The sequence below is a fragment of the Mesorhizobium sp. WSM4809 genome (genome assembly GCF_055811655.1).
The window spans coordinates 154,154-179,038 of record NZ_JBVVQW010000003.1 but is presented as its reverse complement, the minus strand read 5'-3'; the positions used below and the strand labels follow the sequence as shown (position 1 = coordinate 179,038).

The window sequence follows — 24,885 nt, the reverse complement described above, 5'->3', positions numbered from 1 at the left end:
GGGGCGGCGCCAGCGTCAGGAAAAGGGTGACGGGGCGAATTCCAAAACCTGAACCGATTGTCCTGGGCGAGCGCGCCGGGCAAGCAGGCCCCCTCGGACCGGACATTTCGCGGCGAGCTTCCAGAAATGAAAAACCCGCCACAGCGGCGGGTCGTTGGCGCAAATCAGCACCATAACCAAAAATGTAGCATAGCTGCCCTCACCGGTCAAGGAAATAATTCCTACGCAGGATCACCTGGGGACCCGCCGCCTGGGGCTTTGACCGGACCGGCAAAAATGCTACGAGCCCGGCAGCGAATTTCCGGGGCAGAACCCACATGGATGCAAGGCAATTGAAGGTCGAAGCCGCGCGGGCCGCACTTGCCCATGTGAGCGACGGCATGCGGCTCGGCATCGGCACCGGCACCACGGCCGAAGAGTTCGTGCGGCTGCTTGCCGAAAAGGTCGCCACCGGCATGACCGTCATCGGCGTGCCGACTTCGGAGCGCACCGCGTTGCTGTGCCGCGAGCTTGGCGTGCCGCTGTCGACGCTGGAGGAAACGCCAGAGCTCGATCTCACCGTCGACGGCGCCGACGAAGTCGACCCGGAACTGACCCTGGTCAAGGGCGGCGGCGGCGCGCTGCTGCGCGAGAAGATCGTCGCCGCGGCGTCCCAGCGCATGATCGTCATCGCCGACCGCTCCAAGATGGTCGAGACGCTCGGCCGTTTTCCGCTGCCGATCGAGGTCAATCCATTCGGCCTGCGCGCCACTGAAATCGCGGTTGCCGCGGCGGCTGAAAAGCTCGGTCTTTCCGGGCCGGTCACATTGAGGATGACGGGCGGCCAGGCTTTTGTTACAGACGGCGGCCATTTTATCCTCGATGCATCTTTTGGCCGCATTCCGGATACAAGAGCGCTTTCGAATGCTCTGCACGCCATTCCGGGCGTGGTCGAGCATGGTCTTTTCATCGGGCTGGCTTCAGCGGCCATCATCGCCGGCGGCGACGGTATCCAAACCGTCCATGCCGCCCGAAAACCAGGGAGTTCTACCGATCATGATGTTGCATAACCGGGTTCGCAGCCTTTCCATCCTTCTGGCGGCCTCGGCCGTTTTCGCCTTTTCTTCGCCGGCGTTTTCGCAGGATGTCACGGAATCGCACCTGAAGGCCGCCCGCGCGGCGGTCGCTGCGATCCACGCGACCGACCCGTTCGACAACATCCTGCCGCAGGCGGCCGCGGCGCTCGAATCGCAGCTGATCCAGAAGAACCCGGACATGCAGGAACTGATCGGCAAGACGATCAGCGAGAAGGCGCTGGCGCTGGCCTCGCGCCGCGCCGATCTCGAGAAGGAAGCCGCACTCGCCTACGCAAAAGTGTTCTCCGAAAAGGAACTGACCGACATCGCCGCCTTCTACAATTCCGATTCGGGCAAGAAGCTGCTCGATAGCGGCCCGACGGTGACCCGCGAACTGGTCAAGGCAGCCGACATCTGGCAGAACGGCCTCGGCCGCGATCTCGCCCAGCAGGTCGGCGAAACGCTGGCCGCAGCCGCCAAGGCAAAGGCGCAGGCTGCACCTGCCGCGCCCGCCGCCGGAGCCGCCGCTCCGGCCGATGGCGCAGCGCCCGCCGATGGCGCGGCCCCTGCGGACAACAACTGACCCCGCATTTTCAAATGGCCTTGCGGCCTCCCGCGAAAGCCCGGCCTGTCCGGGCTTTTCTTTTGACGGTTTGCGGCCTACCTGTCTGACACATTTCTGAAGCCTGGGAGCCGCGTCATGGCTGGTTACGACTACGATCTTTTCGTCATCGGCGGCGGTTCGGGCGGGGTGAGGGCGGCGCGTGTCGCCGCGGCTCTCGGCAAGCGTGTCGGCATCGCCGAGGAATATCGCTATGGCGGCACCTGCGTCATCCGCGGCTGCGTGCCGAAAAAGCTCTATGTCTATGCCTCGCAATTTCCCGAGCATTTTGCCGACGCCGCCGGCTATGGCTGGACGGTGCCGGAAGCCAGTTTCGACTGGCAGACGCTGGTCGCCAACAAGGATCGCGAGATCAGCCGGCTGGAGGCCATCTACGTCAGGAACGTCGAGGGCGCCGGCGGCGAGACCTTCCACTCGCGCGCCATGATCGTCGATCCGCATGTCGTGCATCTTCTGGGCGAGGATCGCACCGTCACGGCAGACCAGATCCTGATCGCCACCGGCGGCCGACCCGCGGCGCATCCGGCGCTGCCCGGCCATGAACATTGCATCTTTTCCAACGAGGCTTTCGACCTCAAGGAATTGCCCAAGGCGATCATGATCGAGGGCGGCGGTTATATCGCCGTCGAGTTCGCCAACATCTTTCACGGTCTTGGCGTCGACACCACGCTGGTCTATCGCGGCAAGGAGATCCTCAGCCGGTTCGACATGGACCTGCGGCGCATGCTGCACGAGACGATGGAAAAAAAGGGGATAAGGATCCTCTGCCATTCCGTGTCCGAATGGATCCGCAAGCGGCCGGACGGCCGGCTCGACGCGCTCGTCAGCGGCGGCGAGGTGCTGACCGTCGACCAGGTGATGCTGGCCATCGGCCGCATTCCCAACACCGAGAATATGGGCCTGGAAGGCATCGGACTGGAGATGACCAAGACCGGCGCCATCGCCGTCGACCAATATTCCCGCACCAACATCGACAACGTCTGGGCGATCGGCGACGTCACCAACCGCGTGCAGCTGACGCCGGTGGCGATCCATGAGGCGATGTGCTTCATCGAAACCGCCTTCAAGGGAAATCCGACCGCGCCCGATCACGAGACGATCGCGACCGCTGTCTTTTCACAGCCGGAGATCGGCACTGTCGGATTGTCGGAGGACGACGCCGTCAAGCGCTTCCCCGACATCGAGATTTACCGCGCGACATTCCGGCCGATGCGGCACACGCTGTCCGGGCGCGACGAGAAGATGCTGATAAAGCTGGTGGTCGATGGCGCGTCGAAGAAAGTGCTTGGCGCCCACATATTGGGGCCGGACGCCGGCGAGATGGCGCAGCTGCTCGGCATCCCGCTGAAGGCCGGCCTCACCAAGGACGATTTCGACCGTACGATGGCCGTGCATCCGACAGCGGCGGAAGAACTGGTCACCATGTACAAGCCGACCTATCGCGTGAAGGACGGCGCGCGCGTCGATTGACGGCAAATCCGGGTTGAGGAACTCCGCCGCGGCAAGGTCATGCCACGGCGGAGATAGTCGCTACAGCAGCGTGCCGCGCAGGATCACCAGCGCCACCGAAAAGTAGATCACCAGCCCGGTGACATCGACCAGCGTGGCGACCAACGGCGCCGATGCGCTGGCAGGGTCGAAGCCGATACGTTTCAAGGCGAACGGCAGCATCGACCCCGATAGCGAACCGAAGGTGACGATGCCGACCAGTGCAGCACCCACCGTGGTGGCAATCAGCGGCCAGTGCGGGCCATAATCGTAGAAGCCCATATATTGCCACAGCGCAATGCGGCAGACGCCGACCACGCCGAGCATGGCGCCCAGCACCAAGCCGGTGGGCAGCTCACGCAGCGCCACCCGCCACCAGTTGCCAAGACCGATCTCGCGCAGCGCCAGCGCGCGGATGACCAGCGAGGTCGCCTGCGAGCCGGAATTGCCGCCGGAGCTCATGATCAGCGGGATGAACAGCGTCAGCACGATCGCCTTCTCCAGCTCGCCCTCATAGCTCTGCATGGCGTTGGCCGTCAGCATCTCCGAGATGAACAGCGCGCACAGCCAGCCGCCGCGTTTCCTGATCATGGCGAGGAAGCTCATCTTCATGTACGGCTCGTCCAGCGCCTCCATGCCGCCGAAACGGTGCGCGTCCTCGGTCGTCTCCGCGACCATCGTGTCGATGATGTCGTCGATGGTGACGATGCCGAGGATCTTGCCATGGTCGACGACCGGAAGGGCGAGCAGATCGTATTTGGAAATCGTCTGCGCCAGGGTTTCGCGATCGGTCAGCGGGCCGACCGTCACCGGAAGGTGATCCGGCGCCACCGTCATGATCGGATCGTCAGGCTCACCGGTGATCAGCCGGCGCAGGCGCGTCGAGCGCACAAGCAGGTGCGTCGTCGGATCGACGATATAGATCGCGTAGACGGTCTCGCGCGTCCGCTCGACCTTGCGGATGTAGTCGAGCGTCTGCCCGACGGTCCAGTCCGAGGGCACGCTGACGAACTCCGTCGTCATGATCGATGCGGCACTGCCTTCGGGATAGCCGAGGATGGACAGCAGCGTTGCGCGCAGCGGCGGCGCAAGCCCGCCAAGCAGCTCGGAACGGGCCGGCTCTTCCAGCTCGCGCAGGATGTCGGCGGCACGGTCGACCGACATGGCGGTGAGCAGCTTGCCCGCCTTGGCGCGTGGCAGCGCCTCCATGAGTTCGGACGCGCCGTCGAGTTCCGGCTGGTCGAAGATCTCGACCAGACGTTCGAACGTCACTTCACAGAGCAGTTCCGTCGCGTTCTCTCGAGGCTCCCTGTTGAGGGCTTCGACAATGTCGGCGACGTGATCGTTGGCTAGGATACGGGCAATCGCGACGGCTTCGTCGCTTGCCACTGTGGTAAATTCGTTCATGGCTCACTCCTTGCCGTCCGGCAGGACATGAACCATGTGAGGTCACGTCAGGGCGGACGGCTGTTGCGTTCGACTGTGACTGTCGCCAGGCATGGCGCGGTGACCTTTCCGCTTGCGGGTTCGCGTTTTTACTATCTGCAAGCGGGCGCAACATAGGAGCGCGCCTTGCCGTGTCAATCGCGGTGAGGAGGGAAAATGCCGACGAGCGGCCAAGATCGCGAGACTGTGATCGCCGGCCGCCGTTCGCCTCGGCAGACCGGGGTGGAATAACCGTTATTTCTGCTTCAGCCGGCGCGAGAAACGCAGCCACTTGTCTTCGACCGGCCTTGGGACCGGCCTGGGCTGCACCAGAATGGTGGTGAGTTCGGCGGGCAGGGTCGGAACCAGCGGCTTCTTGGTGGCGACGCCGTCGGCGATCGCGACGATGCTGTGATAGAATTCGCTGCCGCTGATCGATCTCGGCGCAACCGCTTCGTGCATGACGCTGATCACCGTGACATCGGGGCAGTTGTCCTTGATGGCCTGGTGGAAGGCGACCTTGCCGTCGGGGTCGAGCGCGCCGGTCGCCTCGTCAAGGAACAGCAGCCCCGGCTGCTGCAGCACGATGCGAGCCACCACCAGCTTCTGCTTCTGGCCGCCCGACAGCACCTGGTCCCAGCTTTTGCCTTCGCGGCTTTCGTCGGCCATGTGCTCGATGAAGTCGCCAAGCCCGGCCTTGTGCAGCGCCGACGCCACCTGCGCGTCGCCATGGTCGTGCTCGGAGCCCGGCAGGCAGACCAGTTGCTTCAGCGACACAGGCTGCAGCTTGACCTCCTGGGCGGCATAGAAACTCTTCACGCCTTCGGGGAAGACGATGGTGCCGCGGCCATAGGGCCACAGGCCGTTGATCGCCTTGATCAGCGAGGTCTTGCCGCAGCCGGACTCGCCCTTCAGGAAAGTCCATTCGCCGCGCCGGAAGCGCAAATTGGCGGCGCTGAGGAAGGGCGTCGCATCCTCGCCTTGATGCGCCAGTTCGAGCTTCTGGATGGTCAGGCCGAAAACCGGGTTCTGGCTGGTGTAGTGGAAATCGGAGCGGCCGGTCTGGCTGTAGAATTCCTGCGGATGCTGGACATTCTCGATCGCGTTGGCCAACTCGGTGACACGCTGGCTGTTGGCGCGCAGCGTGGCGATGGCGGGCATGACGTGGATGAACCACGAACACTGGCCGATCAGAGAATTGACCAGCTCGGAGCCGGTTATATAGCCCTTCAGATCGAGGCGGTTGTGGATGAACGGCACGAGGCCCGGTCCATAGGCGACAATGCGGGCGCCGATGAAATTGTAGATCAGCTCGAACGACATATAGACGGTGTTGACGATGTTCAGCCGCGTCCAGGTGCCGTCGATATCGACATAGAGCCGGCCATGCATGGTCCTTTGCACGCCTTCGCCCTGAGACGCCGCGACATGGAAGGAGCGGCGCAGGAACGTCGTCAGTTCGCCGCGATAGCTGCCTTCGGCCTTCTGCATCCTGACGTTGAGGCGCTCGAGCAGGCCGCCGAGCTTGACGGCGATCCATGTGTTCAGCGGCACATAGGTGGCGACGGCCAGGAAGGCCAGGATGGCGCTGCCATAGCTGCCGAGGAACTCCAGCCCCTTCACCTCGACGGAGTTTTCGAGCAGCTTCTGGCCGACGAAGAAGAGCGAGGTGGCGACGGCCAGTACGCCCATGGCGAGCCCGATGGCGCCCCCGGTCATGTCCTTGATGGATTCCTGGACACGCTGGTCGATGTTGTCGGGGGCCGGTGCGCCGCTGCCGGTCGATGCATGCTGGGCATGGAAATGCGTATGGTTGCCATCCAGCAGCGCTTCATTGAAGCGGCTGTCCAACCAACCGCGCCATTTGCGGTGCAATGTCGCCGAGACAAGATTGCGGACGCCGGTAAAGCCAGCGTCCTTGAGTACCACCAGCAGCACGAGGACGCCGGCATTGATCAGCAGCGAGCGAAGCGGCGTGGTGTTGGCGGCGTCATGGAAGAAGGCGATCGAATTGACCAGTTCGCCGGAGGCTTCGGCGAACCAGACACCGGCCTTGCTGGACAGCGCCGTGAGCACCGCGATCACCAGCGTCAGCGTCCAGGCTTCCTTCCAGCGGTCGGAAACCCAGTAGGCCCGCATCAGGCCCCAGAAGCTGCGCATCGACGACACCGGCGTCAGAAGCGATCGCCCTGCGGCATCGCGAGGTGTTTTTTCCGGTACTGACTCTTGCGATGGTCTACCGACCCGAATCACGATCCCGCCCAAACCTTTTTTCTTTTGTTACGGATGGTAACACCAATTGATCATTTTCCATTAATTTAAAACCGGCCCGACCGGATTGCCCCGGCAGCCGTTGCCGTGAGGCAACAGATTACACGCTGAAATTTAGCGACAACGGTCGGCAATAATCAGAATATCGATATTGATTTCAGATACTTGATCTTCAATAAAATGCCGTCGATGGAGCTTCCCCTGGGGAAGGCTTTCACACGGTTTCGTGAACTCGAAGTCGTGTCGAGCGATCGGTTTTCTCACTGCGGACGGCCCAGAGAGCTCGAAAATTTGCGGTTCGTGACTCGCCAGGAATGCCGTGGTCGTCCTTGCCAGGGGCAGGAAGTGACGGGAGAATCGATCGAGCGGCGCGTTCCGTCTTGTCCGGTCAGCTGAGGGACTGCGTTTGACAATTCATCCACCTGGGATTGAACCTTGCCCGGCATCGTCGACATTCATGCATATTCGGTTCTCCAACAAGGAAGCTCCCAATGCTTGCACGCGCGGCCGCAATCCTGTCCCTCTTCGCCTGGCTGCCCCTCGTACCTTTGGCGCATGCCGGCGCGCAGAGCATCCCGGCCAGCGCCGAAGGCCAGATCGAGTTCAACACGCCGTCCGGCAACATCGGCTGCATCTACACGCCCAAAGGCGGCACCGGCACCTATGAGCCAAAGGATGGCGGCCCGGAGCTGAGTTGCTCGCGCGTCGAGCCGAGCTACGTCACGATTATCCTGGGTCCGAAGGGGCCAGCCACTCTGATCAAAAACCCAGGCGAGCAGGGCTGCTGCAGCGATGTCGACAAGCTTGGCTACGGCAACAGCTGGAGCGCCGGGCCGTTCTCGTGCCAGTCGTCAACCAAGGGACTGACCTGCACGGCCACGAACGGCCATGGATTTTTCATCAGCAAGGCCAAGGCGACGGTGAAGTAACGTTTGCTGCTGTCGCGGAGAGGAGAGGGCGGTCGGCTCAGCCGGCCTTGTCCAGTTCGCCGCGCGCCTTGGCGGCGGCCACCTGGCGAATGGCATCGGCCAGCGTGTCGGCATCCTGTGCGCCCATGACCGCGTACTTGTCCTCGAGCAGGAAGCACGGCACGCCAGAAATGCCCATGCGCGACGCGGTGGCGATCTCGGTGCGCACCGCCTCGACATCGGCCTCGGTCGGCAAAAGCGTGGCGACCACGGACGCATCCATGCCGGCCTCTCGCGCCGCCTCGACCAGCACGGCATGATCGCCAATGTTGGCGCCTTCCTCGAAATTCAGCTGGAACAGCCGGCGCACAAGCCTGTTCTGAATGGCTTCGCCGGCGGCACCTGCCCAGCGGATCAGCCGGTGCGCATCGAGCGTGTTCGGCGCCACCTTGATGGCGTCGAAGACAAAGGAAATGTCTTCCGCTTCGCCCAGCGGCTCGATGCGGGTGTGAATCTCGCGGATGCGCTCATCACTGCCGAATTTTGCCAGCATGTATTCGCGGCGGTCCTTGCCTTCAGGCGGAATGGTCGGATCGAGCTGGAACGGCCGCCAGCGGACATGCACGTCGACATCGCCGACGGCGGCAATCGCCCTGTCGAGCCGCTTCTGGCCGATGAAGCACCAGGGGCAGACGACATCGGACACCACATCGACGGTGATGGCGTTCAATTCGCTCATCTCGATCTCCTGATCCCTCAGTTGGGTTTGCGCCACCATGTTGGCAGTTGATACCCGAATATGGGCGTCTTTTGCGGATGTTCCAGGTAGTTCCAGTAGGCAATCCATTGCTGCGTGTTGTGCTGCATCGGCACCATGTAGTTGCCGGAGATCAGCAGCCGGTCGAGAACGCGAACGGCGGCAACATAATCCTCCTTGGAGCGGGCGCGCAGCATCGCCTCGATCGCCGCGTCCACAGCCGGATCGGCGACGCCTGCGAGATTGAACGAGCCTTCCGTCCTGGCCGCGGCGGAACTCCAGCGCCCGCTCTGCTCGATGCCGGGCGACAACGAATTGTTGAAGCCGCTCGATCCGATCAGGACCTCGAAATCGAAGCGCTGCTTGCGCGACTGGATCTGGTCGCCGTCGAGGCTGCGAATGGTGAGATCGATACCGATCTTCTCCAGCGTGCGCTGGTAGATGCCGGCAAGGCGCTCCTCGTCCTGCGATGCGGTCAGGATTTCGAAGCTGAAGGGTTTGCCTTCGGGATCGAGCATCGTTCCATTCTGCACGTGGTAGCCGACACTTTTCAAAAGATCGAAGGCTGCCTTCAGCACGCGGCGGTCCTGGCCCGATCCGTCGGTCACCGGCGGCCGCCATGTACCGTCCATGACATCGGCCGGGACGCGGCCGGGGTAGGGCGCCAGAAGCGCTTTCTCCCTGTCGTCGGCCGGATGGCCGATCGCGGAAAGCTCGGAATTCTGCCAGTAACTCATCGTGCGCGTGTATTTGCCGCCGAACAGGTTCTTGTTGGCCCATTCAAAGTCGTAGAGCATGCCGAGCGCGCGCCGCACGACAGGGTTGGCGAATTTCGGCAACCGCGTGTTGAACAGGAAACCGGTCACCACGGGCGGAATGCCGGTGTCGAAGGTTTCGGCGACGACGTCGCCCTTGTGGAAGGCCGGAAAATCGAGATCGCGCTCGCGCTTCACCGGATCACTGTCGTCGTCGATGGCGCAAAGGCCTTTCTTGAACGCTTCGAGCTTGGCGTTGGCGTTGAGGAAATACTCGATGGTGATCTGGTCGTAATTGTCGAAACCGCGCTTGGCCGGGACGTCCTTGCCCCAGTAGTCCGGGTTGCGCTTGAACACGATGCGCTGGCCGGGCTGCACCTGCGCGATCCTATAAGGGCCGCTGCCGATCACCGGCTTGAGCGTCGTCCTGTCGAAAGTCTCCTTGTCGAAGGCGTGCTTCGGGATGATCGGGGTCAGCGCGATGATCAGCGGGAATTCGCGATCGGCCTTGTCGTTGAAGGTGAAGCGCACGCTGTGATCGCCGGTCTTTTCGAGCTTGGCGACCCTGGCCATGCGATCGCTGTAAGGCGGGCGGCCTTTCTCGGTGTAGACGTCATAGCTGAACAGCACGTCCTCCGGCGTCACCGGCTGACCGTCCGACCATTTGGCCTTCGGATTGAGATGGAATTCGATGCTCTTGCGCTCCGGGTCCATGTCGGCGCTGTCGGCCAACAAACCGTAGAGCGTGAAAGCCTCGTCGGCATTGCGCTGCATCAACGGCTCGAAGACCAGATTGCCGAAGATCGTATCCATCATGCCGCGCGCCGTCGTGCGCAGGCTCTTGAGGATGAAAGGGTTCAGATTGTCGAAGCTGCCGACGACGCAATAGGTGATCGAGCCACCCTTCGGCGCGTCGGGATTGACGTAATCGAAATGCGTATAGCCGGGCGGTAGCGCCGGCTCGCCCTGCATGGCGATAGCGTGCTTCGGCTCCGATGCGGCCGGCTGATGCGAAAGGGCGAGAAACGATATCCCGGTGATCAGCCAAACAACAACGCGGCCCATGACCGTCTCCTTACTGGGTCGGCTTGATGATTCGGTGTGCACCCTAGCATGAGGCGGCTGCGCGCCGGCCAACCGCGCGTTCAACAATTGCTGACGCCGGGCTGGATTCGGCCTCGCTTGCAGTGTAACACGCCCTCCGAAGTCATTCTGTTGCCTCATTTCGGCAACAGGTAGCTGGACCACACGGCACGAAGAAGCCGGTCCCGGGATCATTTGAGAGGAAGTGCACGACATGACGAGCCTGAACAGCAACGCGTACCGCCTGTCGGTCATGGCCGCTGGCGTGGTCGGCTTTCTCGGCGCAGGACTTCCCGCTGCTTCCGCACAGCAGCAACAGCAGATTCCGCAAGGCTGGTTCAAGGCCTGCACCAAGCAGGAAGACGTCGACATCTGCAATGTCCAGAACATCACCACCGCCGGCAACGGCCAGCTGGTCACCGGCGTCAGCCTGATCGAGCTGAAGGGCAAGGTGAACCGCAAGGTGTTCCAAGTGACGGTCCCGACCGGCCGTCTGGTGCCTCCCGGCATCGGCCTGCAGATCGACACCGGCAAGGCGCAGAAGCTCGACTATGTGATCTGCTTCCCGGATCGTTGCGTGGCGGAAGTGCCGCTGACCGATCAGCTCGTCGCCGCGTTCAAGAAGGGCCAGGCGATCACTCTGACCTCCGTCAATTTCCAGAACCAGCCCAATCCGATCAAGGTCGCCCTGCAGGGCTTCAGCGGCGCCTATGACGGACCGGCGCTGCAGCAGTCGGACATCGAGGACCGGCAGAAGAAGCTTCAGGACTTCGTCGCCAAGAACAACCAGGATTTCGCCAAGAAGCTCAAGGAAGAGCAGGACAAGGCGAAGACCGCCAACTGATCGGCCGATATCGCCGAGCCACAAAAAAGCGGGGTCATGCCCCGCTTTTTTTGCGCCCATCTCTCCGCGGGTTAATGCCTCGACTGCCGTTTCGGCTGGTAGCGCCCGTCCGGCTTCTTGTCGAACATCTCCTTGATCTGCGGATGCCGGACCGGCTCCCCCGACTGATCCTCAAGCAAATTCTGCTCGGAGACGTAGGCGATGTACTCGGTCTCCGAATTTTCGGCGAGCAGATGATAGAAAGGCTGATCCTTGTGCGGCCGCACGTCGGCGGGGATGGCTTCGTACCATTCGTCGGTGTTGGCGAATTGCGGATCGACATCGAAAATGATGCCCCTGAATGGAAACAGCCGGTGGCGAACCACCTGTCCGATTGCGAATTTGGCTGTTTTCATCGTACTCACCACTGAATTCCTTGGGCTTATTTGGCGCAGACCGCGCATCAATTCAATCCCGAGGCGCTTGACGCCCTATTAAGCAACGGGCTAGCCCGGCGCCAGGGTTTCGGACCAGCATAAAAATGTCTGACGTCATCGGTCTTGTTCTTCCGTTCTTCGGCTTGATTTTTGTCGGGTTTCTGGTGGCGCGCATCACCAGGCAGCCGCTGGAGGCGCTCGGCTGGATGAACACGTTCATCGTCTATGTCGCGCTGCCGGCACTTTTCTTCCAACTGCTTGCCAAGACGCCGTTCGAAGACCTGACGGAATGGCGCTTCATCTTCGGTTCGGTCGTCTCGACCTTCATGATATTTTCCTTGATGTTCATGGGGTCGATCCTGACCTCGCGCGGCGAGATAGCGCAATCGACCATCAAGGCGCTCGCGGCCGCCTATGGCAATATCGGCTACATGGGACCGGGGCTGGCATTGCTGGCCTTCGGCGAGGAGGCGGCTGTGCCGGTCGCCTTGATCTTCTGTTTCGAGAACATCATGCATTTCGCCATCGCGCCCATGATGATGGCGCTGTCGGGCGACGACAAGACCACGCCTCTCCGGCTTGCGCTCGGTGTCGTGCGCAAGATCGTGCTGCACCCGTTCATCATCGCAACCGCCCTGGGCGTCGGCGCCGCCTATATCGGCTTTCGACCGCCCGTGCCGGTGGAGCGATTTCTGGAATATCTTTCCCGGGCGGCCGCACCTTGCGCGCTGTTCGCCATGGGCGTCACGCTGGCGCTCAGGCCGCTCAATCGCGTCCCGCACGAGATGGTTCCGATTGCGGCGCTGAAACTGATCCTGCACCCGTTGCTCTGCTATGTCGTGCTGAGCTGGATCGGCAATTTCTCTGAGACATGGGTCTTCTCGGCGGTGCTTCTGGCGGCGTTGCCGACCGCCACCAACGTCTTCGTCATCGCCCAGCAGTATGGCGTCTGGGTACAGCGCGCGTCGGCCAGTGTGCTGATCACAACCTGCCTGTCGGTCGTGACCGTCACCGGGCTGCTCTACCTGATCCGGCACGATATCCTAGCGCCGGACCTGTTTCCCTAACCCGCCGGCAAGCGCGGCAAAACCGCTGCCGGGACGAAGCCCCTCGCGCATGAAAAAAGCCCGAAGCGGCGCGAAGCCACCGAGCACGCCGAGCCCGGCCACGCGGGCCATCTGGGCCGGCAGCATGTCGGAAAGCAGCGACATGTTGAGCAGGTTGACCGCGCCGCTACGCGCCAGAATATCGGGGCGGCGCTTGAAATCGTAAGCCGCAAGCGCCTTGGCTGCACCCGGGTCGGCTCGATTTTCACAAGCGATTCCAACCAGATCATCGACGTCCCTGATGCCGAGATTGAGGCCTTGCGCACCAATCGGCGGAAACACATGGGCGGCTTCGCCGACCAGCGCCACCCGATCTCGGGCGAAACGCAGTGGCGTCACCGCCGAAAGCGGATAGATCTGCCGGCCCGGCTCGACCGTCACCCGGCCCAGCATCGACTGCATCTGCTGTTCAACCCGCTGAGAAAGCGTCGTATCGTCCAGTGCGGCGAGGTCGGTCGCGGTCTCGGGCTTGACCACCCAGACCAGGCTGGAGCGATTGCCGGGCAATGGGACCTGCGTGAACGGACCGGTCTCGGTGTGGAATTCGGTCGAGGTGAAGGCGTGGTCGCCGCTATGGCCGAAATTGAGGACGAGAGCTGCCTGCGGGTAGGACCGGGCCGAGGTCGAGATGCCGGCCGCCTGGCGCGCCGGTGACAACCGCCCATCGGCGGCGACCGCAAGCGATGCGTCGACCGTGCTGCCGTCGGCCAGGACGGCACGGGCGTGCTCGGCATCGAGACGCCAGTTCGCCACTATCGACATCAGCCGGTCGATGCCGGCATGCGCGGCAACGGCGCTGGCGAGTGCCGGGTTGAGGACGCTGTTGGGAAGGTTCAGCCCGAATTGGTCCTCGTCGATTTCGCTGGCACGGAAGGTGACGACCGGGCTGCGGATCAGCCGGCTGGTGGCGTCGACGATGCGCATCACTTTCAGGGGCGCCGCCTTGGATTTGACGGTTTCGAGCACGCCAAGCCGGTCGAGCACTTTCAAGGCAGGGTTCATCAGGGCCGTCGTGCGGCCGTCGGGGGCAGTGGGCTCCGGCCCGACCAGCGTCACCGGGAAACCTTCGGCGGCAAAACCGAGCGCCGCGATCAGCCCTGCCGGCCCCGTGCCGGCAACCAGTATCCGCGCAGTTTGCTGATGCTCCAAGATCGGCTTCCGGCTTGCAATGCGAGGCCGGTCCACCCGACCTGCCGTTCGATGAGCATATAGGTCAGATCATGCCGCTTGATCAACGCGGCGATTCGGCCCATTCGGATGTCATGACCGGCCAGCAGGACGACTTCAGCCATCTCGACCGCGCCGGCCGCGCCATGGCCGGCATCGCGCGCAATCCTCGCGTCACGGTAAACGTCGTTGTCGCCGCTTGCATCCTGCTTGCCTGGCTGTCTCTTGCGGCGATGGCAATCCGCGGGGCTGAAACAGGGATTGCGGGCGTCGGCGCCCCTGGCGACACGATCCTGCGCAGCCTGCCGCAACTGCCGCTGCCCGATTTCCTGGAACGGTTCTTTGTGCTGTGCCTCTCACCGGTGCCCTTGGACGCAGATCTCGGCTTGCAGGCCGGCGCGCTCGTTTTCATGTGGCTCCTGATGGCGGTCGCGATGATGCTGCCTTCGGCGGCGCCGATGATCCGCACCTATTGCGAAATCACTGACACGGCTCGCATCAAGGGCGAACCGGTCGTTCACCCGCTGGTGCTGGTCGCCGGTTACCTAAGCGTCTGGCTCGCCGCTTCAATGATGTTCGCGGCGCTGACCTTGGCCGCCCATGCATTCGCCTTATCAGCCGGGATGCTCGATCCGGTCGCCGGCCTTGCCGGTGCGCTCGCTCTCGTGATTGCCGGCCTCTACCAGTTCAGCGGCCTCAAGGAAGCTTGCCTGAAGAAATGCAAGAACCCGTTCTCGGTCCTGTTTTCGAACTGGAGCGCAAGGCCCCTTAACATCTTTCGGCTCGGTGTCGCGCAAGGTCTGTGGTGTCTCGGCTGCTGCTGGGCCTTGATGCTGGTGATGTTCGCCGTTGGCGTCATGAACATTTTCTGGATGGCGTTGATCGGGCTGTTCACCCTGATCGAAAAACAAACAGCCAGCAGGGTTCCAACCCGGCTGGCCGGTGCGATACTGCTTGTCTGGGCAGCCGCGCTGCTAGTAGTCTCGCTATGAGTGGGGGAAAATCGATGGCAGACCAGAGCTGGGCGATGAAGGGAGAGCTCGTACTCTCCTGCAATTGCACGGTTTTTTGCCCCTGCGTGCTATCGCTTGGCAATCATCCGCCGACCGAAGGCTATTGCCAGACCTGGGCGGGGTTTCGTATCGATGCAGGCCATTTCGGTGAGGTCGATCTGTCCGGCCTCAATCTCGGGCTGATCATGGAAATCCCCGGCTACATGAGCCGCGGCAACTGGACCGCCGGCCTGTTCATCGACAGCCGAGCCTCGGTCTACGCGGTCAAGGCGCTGACCAAGATCTTCACGGGCAAGGCAGGCGGAACCACATCGCTGCTCTCCATCCTCGTCGGCAAATTCCTTGGCGTCGAGCAGGTGCCAATCACCTATGAGACGCGTGACAAGACGCGTATCTTCCAGATACCGAAGATCATCGACGGGGCGGTGACACCCATCCCCGGCAAGGATCGCGGCAAGGATACGGTGATCAGCAATTCGGAATACTGGATCGCGCCCGAGATTATCGTGGCAAGGTCTGACAAGAGCAAGATGCGGGCTTTCGGCCGCAACTGGAATTTCGCCGGCCGTTCGGCCGAAATCTGCAAGCTGGATTGGCGGGGCCCGTGAGCAAGAACACAACGGCCCGAAAAGCCGCCAAAAAGATCACGGACCGGATTCCCAGGCCGAAGAAGAAGGTCACCTGGCCACAGGCGCGGGCGTTCTCCGTCCATCTCTTGACCGCATCAGGCTCGTTCCTGGCCTTCCTCTCGCTTGTGGCGGCGAGCGAAGAGCGCTGGACCGCAATGTTCTGGTGGCTCGGGCTGGCATTGTTCGTCGACGGCATCGATGGACCGATCGCCAGAAAGCTCGAGGTCAAGGAGATCCTGCCGACATGGTCGGGCGAACTGCTCGACAACATCATCGACTACGTGACCTACGTGCTGATCCCGGCCTTCGCGCTCTATCAGCGCGGCTTCATGGGCGAGGGCCTGTCTTTCCTGTCGGCGGCGATCATCGTCGTGTCCAGCGCCATCTACTATGCCGACACCGGCATGAAGACGAAGGAGAATTTCTTCAAGGGATTCCCCGTGGTCTGGAACATGGTGGTGTTCACCCTGTTCGTCATCGAGCCCGGGCAATGGGTTTCGTTCGCTGTGGTGGTGGTGGCCGGCGTCCTGACTTTCGTGCCGATCAACTTCATCCACCCGGTGCGGGTGGTGCGGCTGCGGCGCATCAACCTTGGGATGACCCTCTTATGGTGCGCTTTCGGCGCGCTCGCCCTGGCCCAGGCGGCACTCGCTGCCTTCTACGATCAGATCGGCGTGCTGGGCGAACAGGTCAGCACCTTCACCAAGATCGGCATTACCATCACCGGGCTTTACCTTGCCTGCATCGGTGGCATCATGCAGTTCTTTCCCAATCTCGGTGCCAAAAAGGCTTGATCAGCCGCTCCCACAGGAAGCCTAGCCCACAGGAAGCCTAGCAATGTCGAAAGCGATCCGCATTCACGCCAATGGCGGCCCGGAAGTTCTGACCTATGAGGACGCTGACCCCGGCCAGCCGGGATCCGGGCAGATCCTGGTCCGGCACACCGCGATCGGCCTCAATTTCATCGATGTCTACCATCGCTCTGGCCTCTACCCGCCGCCTGGCGGCTTCCCGCTCGTGCCAGGCAGCGAAGCCGCCGGCGTGGTGCTGGAGGTCGGCCAGGGCGTCGACTGGCTGAATCCGGGCGATCGCATCGCCTATGCCGTGACGACGGGCGCTTACGCGCAACAGCGCGTCATCGATGCCAGCCGCGTCGTCAAGGTGCCGGATGGCATCAGCGACGAACAGGCCGCAGCGATGATGCTGAAGGGCATGACCGCGGAATATCTGCTGCGCCGGACGTTCAAGGTGAAGGCCGGCGACACGATCCTGTTCCATGCCGCGGCAGGCGGCGTCGGGCTGATCCTCGGCCAATGGGCAAAACACCTCGGCGCCACCGTCATCGGCACCGCCAGCTCGTCCGACAAGATCGAGCTCGCCAGGGCGCATGGTTTCGACCATGTCATCAACTACAAGGAACAGGATTTCGTTGCCGGCGTCGCCGCCATCACCGGTGGCAAAAAATGCGACGTCGTCTACGATTCGGTCGGCAACGACACATTTCCGGCTTCGCTCGACTGCCTGCGGCCGCTTGGCATGTTCGTCAGCTTTGGCCAGTCCTCGGGACCCATACCGCCATTCAGCATGTCATTGCTGGCACAGAAGGGCTCACTGTTCGCAACGAGGCCGACACTGTTCGTCTACAACGCAAGACGCGAGGACCTCGACGCTTCTGCCGCCGCCCTGTTCGAGGTCGTGCTCAGCGGCGCGGTCGAGATCAAGATCAACCAGCGCTACGCGCTCAAGGACGCCGGCAAGGCGCATTCCGACCTCGAGGGCCGCAGGACCACAGGGACGACCATTCTCATCCCTTAGTTCGTTCTGCCTTGCTATCCCTTGAATTTCCGCTGAAATTCTTGAAGCTCTTTCAAGACGCGTGCCGCTTTCCGATGAGAGCCGGCCGCGCCTACCATGCCTGCGGGAACACAGAACATGTCTGGCTAACCAGATGGGAGGCACTGTGAGTGCAAATCACGACGGCACGAACCTGCTTGGGGTTCGTGGCCTCACCAAGATATTCGGCACGCTGACGGCGTGCGATCATATCGATCTCGACATCGCCAGGGGTGAGATCCACGCCCTGCTTGGCGAAAACGGCGCCGGCAAGTCGACGCTGGTCAAGATGCTGTTCGGTTCGCTGGAGCCCAATGCCGGCGAGATCTTCTGGAACGGGCAGGCCGTCAGGATTTCCAGTCCCGGCGTCGCGAAAAAACTCGGCATCGGTATGGTATTCCAGCACTTCTCGCTGTTCGAGGCGCTGACCGCGGCCGAAAACATTGCCCTGTCGCTGGACGACGGCTCGCCGATCAACAGCATCGCTGCGAAGGCGAGGGCGCTTTCCTTCAGCTACGGCCTGCCGCTCGATCCTGAATCGCTGGTCGGCGACCTGTCGGTAGGCGAACGCCAACGCATCGAAATCATCCGTTGCCTGTTGCAAACGCCTCAGCTCATCATTCTGGACGAGCCGACCTCGGTGCTGACGCCGCAGGAAGCCGACAAGCTGTTCGAGACGCTGGAGCGCCTGCGTTCGGAAGGCAAATCCATCCTCTACATTTCGCACCGGCTCGAAGAGGTCAAACGCATCTGCGACCGCGCCACCGTGTTGCGCCACGGCAAGGTTGTCGGCCACTGCAATCCGCGCGAGGAAACCGCCTCTTCGCTGGCTCGCATGATGGTCGGCAACGAGGTGCAGGCCGTGGTGCGCGCGCCGGTCGAGGGCATCGACAAGGCGCAGCCGCTGCTCGAAATCCGCAATCTCAGCCGCAAACCGGCAACGCCGTTCTCGATCCCGCTCAAGGGCATCAGCCTGAACGTCCGGGCGGGCGAGGTGATCGGCATCGCTGGCGTCGCCGGCAACGGCCAGGGCGAGTTCTTCGAATCCGTCTCCGGCGAAGTGCCGCAGCAGGATGCATCCTCGGTGCGCATTCGCGGCAAGGACGCAGGCGGCCTCACCATCACCGGGCGCCGACTGCTGGGCGCTGCCTTCGTGCCGGAGGAGCGCCTCGGCCACGGTGCGGCACCGCGCATGAAGCTTTCCGAAAACCTGCTGCTGTCGCGCCATGCCACCGACGGCAAGGCGTTCGTCGGTTCCGGCGGGATGGTGAAGAGCGGTGCCATCCAAGCCGCGTCCCAACGCATCATCGAGGCGATGGATGTACGCAAGAGTGCGCCGGATCCGGAGGCCGCGGCCCTTTCGGGCGGCAATCTGCAGAAATTCATCGTCGGCCGTGAACTCGACCGCCGGCCAAGCGTCATGGTGGTGAACCAGCCGACCTGGGGCGTGGATGCGGGCGCTGCCGCTCATATCCGCCAGGCCTTGATCGAGTTGTCGCGCAGCGGATCGGCGGTGCTGGTGATCAGCCAGGATCTCGACGAGCTGTTCGAGATATCGGACGCGATCGCGGTCATGCACAATGGCGAGCTGTCGAAGCCTATGCCGATCGCCGAGGCAACCTTCGAAAAGGTAGGTTTGCTGATGGGCGGCGCCGAACCAGGCCACGCCGAACACTCGCTGGAGACGGCATGATGCGCCTCGAACTCGTCAAACGCCCGCAGCGTTCCATGCTGTTTTCGGCCCTGTCGCCGTTCATCGCCTTCGCGCTGACCATCATTGCCGGCGCCGTCATGTTCGCGCTGCTCGGCGTCAATCCGCTGACCGCGTTCAATATCTATTTTATCGAGCCGATCAGCCAGGTCTGGCAGCTACATGAGCTGGCGATCAAGGCAGCGCCGCTCATCCTGATCGCCGTCGGCCTGTCGGTCTGCTACAAGGCCAACATCTGGAACATCGGCGCCGAAGGCCAGTTCATCCTCGGCGGCATTGCCGGTTCGATGATTCCCGTGCTATTTCCGCAGTTCGAAGGTCCGCTGGTGCTGCCGCTGATGCTGTTGCTCGGCATGGTCGGCGGCGCGGCCTATGCCGCGATCCCGGCTCTGCTCAAGACACGCTTCGGCACCAACGAAATCCTGACCAGCCTGATGCTGGTCTATGTCGCGCAGCTTTTCCTTGACTGGCTGGTGCGCGGACCCTGGCGCGATCCGCAGGGCCATGGTTTCCCGCAGACTATCCAGTTCAACGATTCGGCCGTGTTGCCGGAGCTGATGCCGGATGCCGGGCGAGCAAACTGGGGTTTTGTCTTCGCATTGGTCGCCGCGGTGCTGGTCTGGATCCTGATGAGCCGCATGCTGAAAGGTTTTGAGGTGCGCGTTCTAGGCTCAAGCCCGCGGGCAGGGCGCTTCGCCGGCTTCGGCCTCAACCGCATGGTCTTTTTTGCTTTCCTGCTGTCAGGCGCTCTGGCGGGACTCGCCGGCATCTCCGAGGTCTCGGGCGCCATCGGGCAACTGCAGCCTGTCATTTCGCCCGGCTATGGCTTCACCGCCATCATCGTGGCTTTCCTTGGCCGCCTCAACCCGCTCGGCATCGTTGCCGCCGGTCTGGTGCTGGCGCTGACCTATCTCGGCGGCGAAGCGGTGCAGAGCGCGCTCGGCATCTCCGACAAGGTGGCGCGGGTGTTCCAGGGCATGCTGCTGTTCTTCGTGCTCGGCTGCGACACGCTCATCCACTACCGCATTCGCCTGGTCGGCCTGGCGCTGACCAAGCCGGAAGGTGCCGCGAAACTCGAAGCCGCGCCAAAGTTGAAGGAAGCCCGTTGATGGACATCACCGTAAACATCCTTCTGACCATCGCCACGGCGGCAACGCCCCTGTTGATCGCGGCAATCGGCGAACTGGTGGTCGAACGCTCCGGCGTGCTCAATCTCGGCGTCGAGGGCATGATGATCATGGGCGCTGTCGGCGGATTCGGCGCGACCTATCTCACCGGCTCGCCCTGGATCGGCCTTTTGGCGGCAATCGCCATGGGCGCGGTGTTCTCGCTGCTGTTTGCCGTCATGACGCTGTCGCTGGCCACCAACCAGGTGGCGACCGGCCTGTCGCTGACGCTGCTCGGCCTTGGCCTGTCCGGCATGATGGGCACCAGCTTTGTCGGCCAACCCGGCGAAAGGCTGCCCAACCTCTACATTCCCGGCCTGACGGAAATGCCTGTCGTCGGCAGGCTGCTGTTCGGTCAGGACCCGATCTTCTACATTTCGATCGCGCTCACCGCGGCCGTCATGTGGTTCCTGTTCAAGACAAGGACCGGCCTGACGCTGCGCTCGATCGGCGACAGCCACACCTCGGCCCATGCGCTTGGCATCCAGGTCATCCGCTATCGCTATCTCGCGGTGATCTTCGGCGGCGCCTGTGCCGGGCTTGCCGGCGGCCATCTGTCGCTGGTCTACACGCCGCAATGGGTCGAGAACATGAGCGCCGGCCGCGGCTGGATCGCGCTGGCGCTGGTGGTGTTCGCCTCCTGGCGGCCATGGCGGGTGCTGGCCGGCGCCTACATCTTCGGCGCGGTGTGGATCGGCCAGCTTCATGCACAGGCTTTTGGCATTCCGGTGCCTTCACAGTTCCTTTCTTCGCTGCCCTATCTGGCAACCATCGTGGTTCTCGTTCTAATCTCGCGCAACAAGCGTCTGACGATGATGAACACGCCGGCTTCCTTGGGGCAGCCATTCGTTCCGGATCGTTGACAATAAAAACAAACGGGAAGCTCCAAGGCTTAACTCAGAGAGGTAACACAATGAAAAAACTGCTTATTGCCCTGATGACCACGACCGCCGCCATGTCGCTGGCAGTGACGGCGGAAGCTGCGGACAAGCTGAAGGCATGCTGGGTCTACACCGGCCCGATCGGCGACTTCGGCTACTCCTACCAGCACGACCAGGGCCGTCTCGATGTGGAGAAGGCGCTCGGTGACAAGGTCGAAACAGCCTATCTCGAAAACGTCTCGGAAGGTCCCGACGCCGACCGCGCTTTCGAGCGCCTGGCGCGCGAAGGCTGCAAGCTCATCTTCGGCACCTCCTTCGGCTTCATGGACCCGGAAGTGAAGGTCGCCAAGAAATTCCCCAAGGTGATGTTCGAGCACGCCACCGGCTACAAGACCGCTGACAATCTCGGCATCTACAATGCGCGTTTCTACGAAGGCCGCTACGTGCTCGGCCAGATCGCCGCCAAGGAATCGAAGGCCGGCGTTGCCGGCTACATCGTTTCCTTCCCGATTCCCGAAGTGGTGATGGGCATCAACTCCTTCATGCTCGGCGCACAGTCGATCAACCCGAACTTCAAAGCCAAAATCGTTTGGGTGAATTCCTGGTTCGATCCGGGCAAGGAAGCCGACGCCGCCAAGGCGCTGTTCGACCAGGGTGCCGACATCATCGTCCAGCACACCGATTCGACCGCTGCCCTGCAAGTGGCCGAGGAGCGGGGCCTGAAGGGCTTTGGGCAGTCATCGGACATGATCAAGTTCGCGCCCAAGGCGCAGCTGACTTCGCTCACCGATGATTGGGGTCCCTATTACATCAGCCGGGTCCAGGCAGCCCTCGACGGCACCTGGAAGCCGGGCAATGTCTGGCTCGGCATCAAGGACGGCGCCGTCAAGCTCGCTCCTTATACCAACATGCCCGACGACGTGAAGGCGATGGCCGAAGCCACCGAAAAGAAGATCGCCGACGGCTGGAATCCCTTCACCGGGCCGATCGCCAAGCAGGACGGCACGCCATGGCTGAAGGATGGCGAAGTCGCCGACGACGGCACGCTGCTCGGCATGAATTTTTATGTGAAGGGCGTCGACGACAAGCTGCCGAAATAACCAGCGCGAGACATGAGACGGAGGGGCGCCGCGAGGCGCCCTTCTTCATTCGGCGGGCTGTGCGCCGGCAGAGGGGCGATGAAACCGCGTTCGTCCGGCATCGACCACACGGCCGAGCCAAAACCTGAGCAACCGCTGTACCGGTCGTTCGCAGGTGCGCCAGATCGCCCACGAAATGAAAAGCATGAGCACGACGCAACCACGGGCGGCAATCCATTTGCCGACAATGGGCGTTGCCGCATTGATGGCGAGATAGCCGATCTCCTGATGCAGCAGATAGAGCGGATAGGTCAGCCCGCCCAGCGCCAGGGTGAGCGCCGATGCCCTCACACGGTGGCGCAGCAGCACCGCGCCGATCAGGGCCGCGTGCATGACGGCGTTGGCGAGGACAAGATTGGCCGAGGAGACGGCAATGCCGTAGTGGCCGAGCATCCAGCGCTGCGTCACCGACAGCGTTCCGCAGGAGATCAGGAACGCGGCGGCGAGCAGCAGCAGGGCCGGCACAGAACGGCCATGCGAATGGATGTGGTGGACCAGCACGCCGGCGGCGAAGAACGGGCCGAACTCGGTGAGGAACAGCAGCCTGGCTCCGCCGCTGCCGATGAAGAACTCGTTCAAGGCCGAGATCGCCAGCCAGATGAAGATCAGCTCCAGCTTGCGTTTCTGGAAGAGCCCGGTGAACAGGGCCAGCGTGATCCATCCGTAGAACACCAGTTCAAGCACGATCGACCAGTAGACGCCGTCCATGAAGGGTTGGCCGAAGACCGGCGCGAACATCGACAGGTTGGCGACATACTGGCTGAAAGAGGCTGGAAGCAACGGCGTGCCGGCAAGGGTGAGAACTGCGAAGGTGATCGTCATGCAGAACAGAAAACCCGGATAGAGGCGAACGAACCGCGCGATCGCAAACTGATCCCAGCTCCGGTTTTCCGCCGACCAGGCAATGACGAAACCGCTGATCAGGAAGAACAGATTGACGCCGAGATAGCCGTAGAGGGCGAACGGTGCGGCAAGCGGATAGCCCTGCGCGAGGTAGCCTTCGGCGGCCGCGCCGCGAAAGAAATAGTGAAAGAACACGACAGCAAGTGCTGCCGCCAGCCTGAGCAAATCCAGCGTCGCGATGTAATTTTGTTCCGCAGATCTGGTGTTCATCCGCATTCCCCCGCATCTCCGGTCCGCAAACCATAGAGCGGATCGCGGCTGAGCGGGTTAAAAGGCTGAACTATCGCCAGATGTAGTAAATACGGCCCTCAGACCGCCGAACCATAAAGGTCATAGGCGTCGGCGCGGTCGATCTTGACGGTGACGATATCGCCCTGGCGCAAAGGGCGGCGCGACTGGATATGCACCGAGCCATCGATCTCGGGCGCGTCGTATTTGGTGCGGCCCTTTGCCGACGTGCCATGCGCCTCGTCGATCAGCACCGGCAGGCGCTTGCCGACCTTCTTGGCCAGCTGCGTTGCCGAAATCTTCTGCTGGCGCTGCATGAAACGGTGCCAGCGCGCCTCCTTGATCTCCTGGGGAACCTGTTCGAGACCGAGATCGTTGGAGCGGGCGCCGCGGACCGGCTCGTATTTGAAGCAGCCGGCGCGATCGATCTTGGCCTCGTCGAGCCAGTCGAGCAGCATCTCGAAATCATCGTCCGTCTCGCCGGGAAAGCCGACGATGAAGGTGGAGCGAATGGCCAGATCCGGGCAGACCTCACGCCAGCCGCGAATGCGCTCGAGCGTCTTTTCGCCGTGTGCCGGCCGGCGCATGTTCTTCAATACCTGCGGCGAAGCGTGCTGGAAGGGGATATCCAGGTAAGGAAGGATCTTGCCCTCTGCCATCAACGGGATGACGTCGGCGACATGCGGGTAGGGGTAGACATAGTGCATGCGCACCCAGATGCCGAGCTTGCCCAGTTCCTCGGACAGATCGAGGAATTTTGCGCGCACCTCACGGTCGCCGAACATCGACGTCTGATACTTGATGTCGATGCCGTAGGCGCTGGTGTCCTGTGAGATCACCAGAAGTTCCTTGACCCCAGCCTTGGCCAGTTTCTCGGCCTCGCGCAGCACATCGGCCGCCGGCCGCGAGACGAGGTCGCCACGCAGTGCCGGAATGATGCAAAAGGTACAGCGGTTGTTGCAGCCTTCGGAAATTTTCAGATAGGCGTAGTGGCGCGGCGTCAGCTTGACACCCTGCGGCGGCAAAAGATCGACATAAGGGTCGTGCGAAGGCGGCGCGGCCTCATGCACGGCAGCCATCACGCTCTCATAGGCCTGCGGCCCGGTGATCGCCAGCACATTGGGGTGCTTTTCGCGAATGACGTCCGGCTCTGCGCCCAGGCAACCGGTGACGATCACCCGGCCGTTTTCCGAAAGCGCGGAGCCGATGGCGTTGAGCGACTCGTCGCGAGCGGAATCGAGAAAGCCGCAAGTGTTGACGACGACAAGGTCGGCGCCGTCATGCTTGCGGGCGATTTCGTAACCTTCGGCGCGCAGGCGCGTGATGATGCGCTCCGAATCCACAAGGGCCTTCGGGCATCCAAGACTGACAAAACTCACGCGTGGAGCGGACATAGAGCGTTTCCGGGCTTTTCAGGATTGCCGGCGCAGTACCACACTTATTGCGGCATTGGTATGGGCACGCCCGCGATGCGGCAAAACGCAC

At 62.4% G+C, this 24,885-nt stretch carries 22 protein-coding genes; 14 read left to right on the top strand and 8 right to left on the bottom strand.

Annotation, left to right across the window (positions count from 1 at the left end):
• The first annotated feature begins 317 nt into the window (after window positions 1–317).
• From rpiA to gor, 3 genes are all read left to right on the top strand, one after another.
• The gene (gene rpiA, locus AC0L24_RS08945; protein ID WP_027036598.1) at window positions 318–1,049 is read left to right on the top strand and encodes a ribose-5-phosphate isomerase RpiA; all 732 of its coding nucleotides are present in this window, start codon (window positions 318–320) and stop codon (window positions 1,047–1,049) included.
• The gene (locus tag AC0L24_RS08940) at window positions 1,036–1,638 is read left to right on the top strand and encodes a DUF2059 domain-containing protein (RefSeq protein WP_292562684.1); all 603 of its coding nucleotides are present in this window, start codon (window positions 1,036–1,038) and stop codon (window positions 1,636–1,638) included. The genes rpiA and AC0L24_RS08940 overlap by 14 nt, the downstream gene beginning before the upstream one ends.
• 117 nt (window positions 1,639–1,755) lie before the next feature.
• On the top strand, window positions 1,756–3,147 hold the full coding sequence (gene gor / locus AC0L24_RS08935; protein ID WP_128364399.1) for a glutathione-disulfide reductase: 1,392 nt from the start codon (window positions 1,756–1,758) through the stop codon (window positions 3,145–3,147).
• 60 nt (window positions 3,148–3,207) lie between these two features.
• Here the strand turns inward: gor and mgtE are convergent, their stop codons facing one another.
• On the bottom strand, window positions 3,208–4,572 hold the full coding sequence (mgtE, locus tag AC0L24_RS08930) for a magnesium transporter (RefSeq protein ID WP_473563653.1): 1,365 nt from the start codon (window positions 4,570–4,572) through the stop codon (window positions 3,208–3,210).
• A 273-nt stretch (window positions 4,573–4,845) separates the two neighbouring features.
• Window positions 4,846–6,750 carry an ABC transporter ATP-binding protein/permease gene (locus tag AC0L24_RS08925; protein ID WP_164873848.1) on the bottom strand — a complete coding sequence of 635 codons (1,905 nt, stop codon included), beginning with the start codon at window positions 6,748–6,750 and terminating at the stop codon, window positions 4,846–4,848.
• Between the two features lie 602 nt (window positions 6,751–7,352).
• Between AC0L24_RS08925 and AC0L24_RS08920 the strand changes: the two genes are divergently transcribed.
• A complete protein-coding gene (locus AC0L24_RS08920; RefSeq protein ID WP_292133237.1) occupies window positions 7,353–7,790 on the top strand; it encodes a hypothetical protein in 438 nt (145 codons plus the stop codon).
• Between the two features lie 37 nt (window positions 7,791–7,827).
• Here AC0L24_RS08920 and AC0L24_RS08915 read toward each other — a convergent pair whose 3' ends face one another.
• The gene (locus AC0L24_RS08915) at window positions 7,828–8,508 is read right to left on the bottom strand and encodes a DsbA family oxidoreductase (RefSeq protein ID WP_127810379.1); all 681 of its coding nucleotides are present in this window, start codon (window positions 8,506–8,508) and stop codon (window positions 7,828–7,830) included.
• Between the two features lie 17 nt (window positions 8,509–8,525).
• Window positions 8,526–10,346, bottom strand: a complete 1,821-nt coding sequence (locus AC0L24_RS08910; protein WP_127810378.1) for an extracellular solute-binding protein — start codon at window positions 10,344–10,346, stop codon at window positions 8,526–8,528.
• 232 nt (window positions 10,347–10,578) lie between these two features.
• On the opposite strand from AC0L24_RS08910, the gene AC0L24_RS08905 reads away from it, so the two are divergent.
• Window positions 10,579–11,208: an invasion associated locus B family protein gene (locus AC0L24_RS08905; RefSeq protein WP_127270670.1), complete on the top strand. Its 630-nt coding sequence runs from the start codon at window positions 10,579–10,581 to the stop codon at window positions 11,206–11,208.
• Window positions 11,209–11,279: 71 nt separating this feature from the next.
• On the opposite strand, the gene hspQ is transcribed toward AC0L24_RS08905, so the two are convergent.
• Window positions 11,280–11,603: a heat shock protein HspQ gene (gene hspQ / locus AC0L24_RS08900; protein WP_164762658.1), complete on the bottom strand. Its 324-nt coding sequence runs from the start codon at window positions 11,601–11,603 to the stop codon at window positions 11,280–11,282.
• A 125-nt stretch (window positions 11,604–11,728) separates the two neighbouring features.
• On the opposite strand from hspQ, the gene AC0L24_RS08895 reads away from it, so the two are divergent.
• Window positions 11,729–12,691: an AEC family transporter gene (locus AC0L24_RS08895; protein ID WP_127810377.1), complete on the top strand. Its 963-nt coding sequence runs from the start codon at window positions 11,729–11,731 to the stop codon at window positions 12,689–12,691.
• Here the strand turns inward: AC0L24_RS08895 and AC0L24_RS08890 are convergent.
• On the bottom strand, window positions 12,668–13,879 hold the full coding sequence (locus AC0L24_RS08890) for a UbiH/UbiF family hydroxylase (protein ID WP_127810376.1): 1,212 nt from the start codon (window positions 13,877–13,879) through the stop codon (window positions 12,668–12,670). The two genes, AC0L24_RS08895 and AC0L24_RS08890, sit on opposite strands and share 24 nt — an antisense overlap.
• 71 nt (window positions 13,880–13,950) lie before the next feature.
• Between AC0L24_RS08890 and AC0L24_RS08885 the strand changes: the two genes are divergently transcribed.
• The 8 genes from AC0L24_RS08885 (at window position 13,951) to AC0L24_RS08850 (ending at window position 22,230) form a co-directional block, all read left to right on the top strand.
• The gene (locus AC0L24_RS08885) at window positions 13,951–14,889 is read left to right on the top strand and encodes a DUF2182 domain-containing protein (RefSeq protein WP_127810375.1); all 939 of its coding nucleotides are present in this window, start codon (window positions 13,951–13,953) and stop codon (window positions 14,887–14,889) included.
• Window positions 14,890–14,903: 14 nt separating this feature from the next.
• Entirely contained in the window at window positions 14,904–15,518 is a 615-nt protein-coding gene (locus AC0L24_RS08880; RefSeq protein ID WP_127810374.1) for a DUF1326 domain-containing protein, read from the top strand.
• On the top strand, window positions 15,515–16,333 hold the full coding sequence (pcsA, locus tag AC0L24_RS08875; RefSeq protein ID WP_023811884.1) for a phosphatidylcholine synthase: 819 nt from the start codon (window positions 15,515–15,517) through the stop codon (window positions 16,331–16,333). Before AC0L24_RS08880 ends, pcsA begins: the two co-directional genes overlap by 4 nt.
• A 43-nt stretch (window positions 16,334–16,376) precedes the next feature.
• Window positions 16,377–17,354: a quinone oxidoreductase family protein gene (locus AC0L24_RS08870; RefSeq protein ID WP_127810373.1), complete on the top strand. Its 978-nt coding sequence runs from the start codon at window positions 16,377–16,379 to the stop codon at window positions 17,352–17,354.
• A gap of 133 nt (window positions 17,355–17,487) precedes the next feature.
• On the top strand, window positions 17,488–19,065 hold the full coding sequence (locus tag AC0L24_RS08865) for an ABC transporter ATP-binding protein (RefSeq protein WP_164873847.1): 1,578 nt from the start codon (window positions 17,488–17,490) through the stop codon (window positions 19,063–19,065).
• The gene (locus AC0L24_RS08860; RefSeq protein WP_127269000.1) at window positions 19,062–20,192 is read left to right on the top strand and encodes an ABC transporter permease; all 1,131 of its coding nucleotides are present in this window, start codon (window positions 19,062–19,064) and stop codon (window positions 20,190–20,192) included. The genes AC0L24_RS08865 and AC0L24_RS08860 overlap by 4 nt, the downstream gene beginning before the upstream one ends.
• Entirely contained in the window at window positions 20,192–21,112 is a 921-nt protein-coding gene (locus AC0L24_RS08855; RefSeq protein WP_127268999.1) for an ABC transporter permease, read from the top strand. The genes AC0L24_RS08860 and AC0L24_RS08855 overlap by 1 nt, the downstream gene beginning before the upstream one ends.
• 50 nt (window positions 21,113–21,162) lie before the next feature.
• Window positions 21,163–22,230 carry a BMP family ABC transporter substrate-binding protein gene (locus AC0L24_RS08850; RefSeq protein ID WP_127323146.1) on the top strand — a complete coding sequence of 356 codons (1,068 nt, stop codon included), beginning with the start codon at window positions 21,163–21,165 and terminating at the stop codon, window positions 22,228–22,230.
• A 45-nt stretch (window positions 22,231–22,275) separates the two neighbouring features.
• Here AC0L24_RS08850 and AC0L24_RS08845 read toward each other — a convergent pair whose 3' ends face one another.
• Window positions 22,276–23,382, bottom strand: coding sequence for an acyltransferase family protein (locus tag AC0L24_RS08845; RefSeq protein ID WP_127810371.1), 1,107 nt, complete (start codon window positions 23,380–23,382; stop codon window positions 22,276–22,278).
• 98 nt (window positions 23,383–23,480) lie between these two features.
• On the bottom strand, window positions 23,481–24,794 hold the full coding sequence (rimO, locus tag AC0L24_RS08840) for a 30S ribosomal protein S12 methylthiotransferase RimO (protein ID WP_127380321.1): 1,314 nt from the start codon (window positions 24,792–24,794) through the stop codon (window positions 23,481–23,483).
• Window positions 24,795–24,885: the final 91 nt, after the last annotated feature.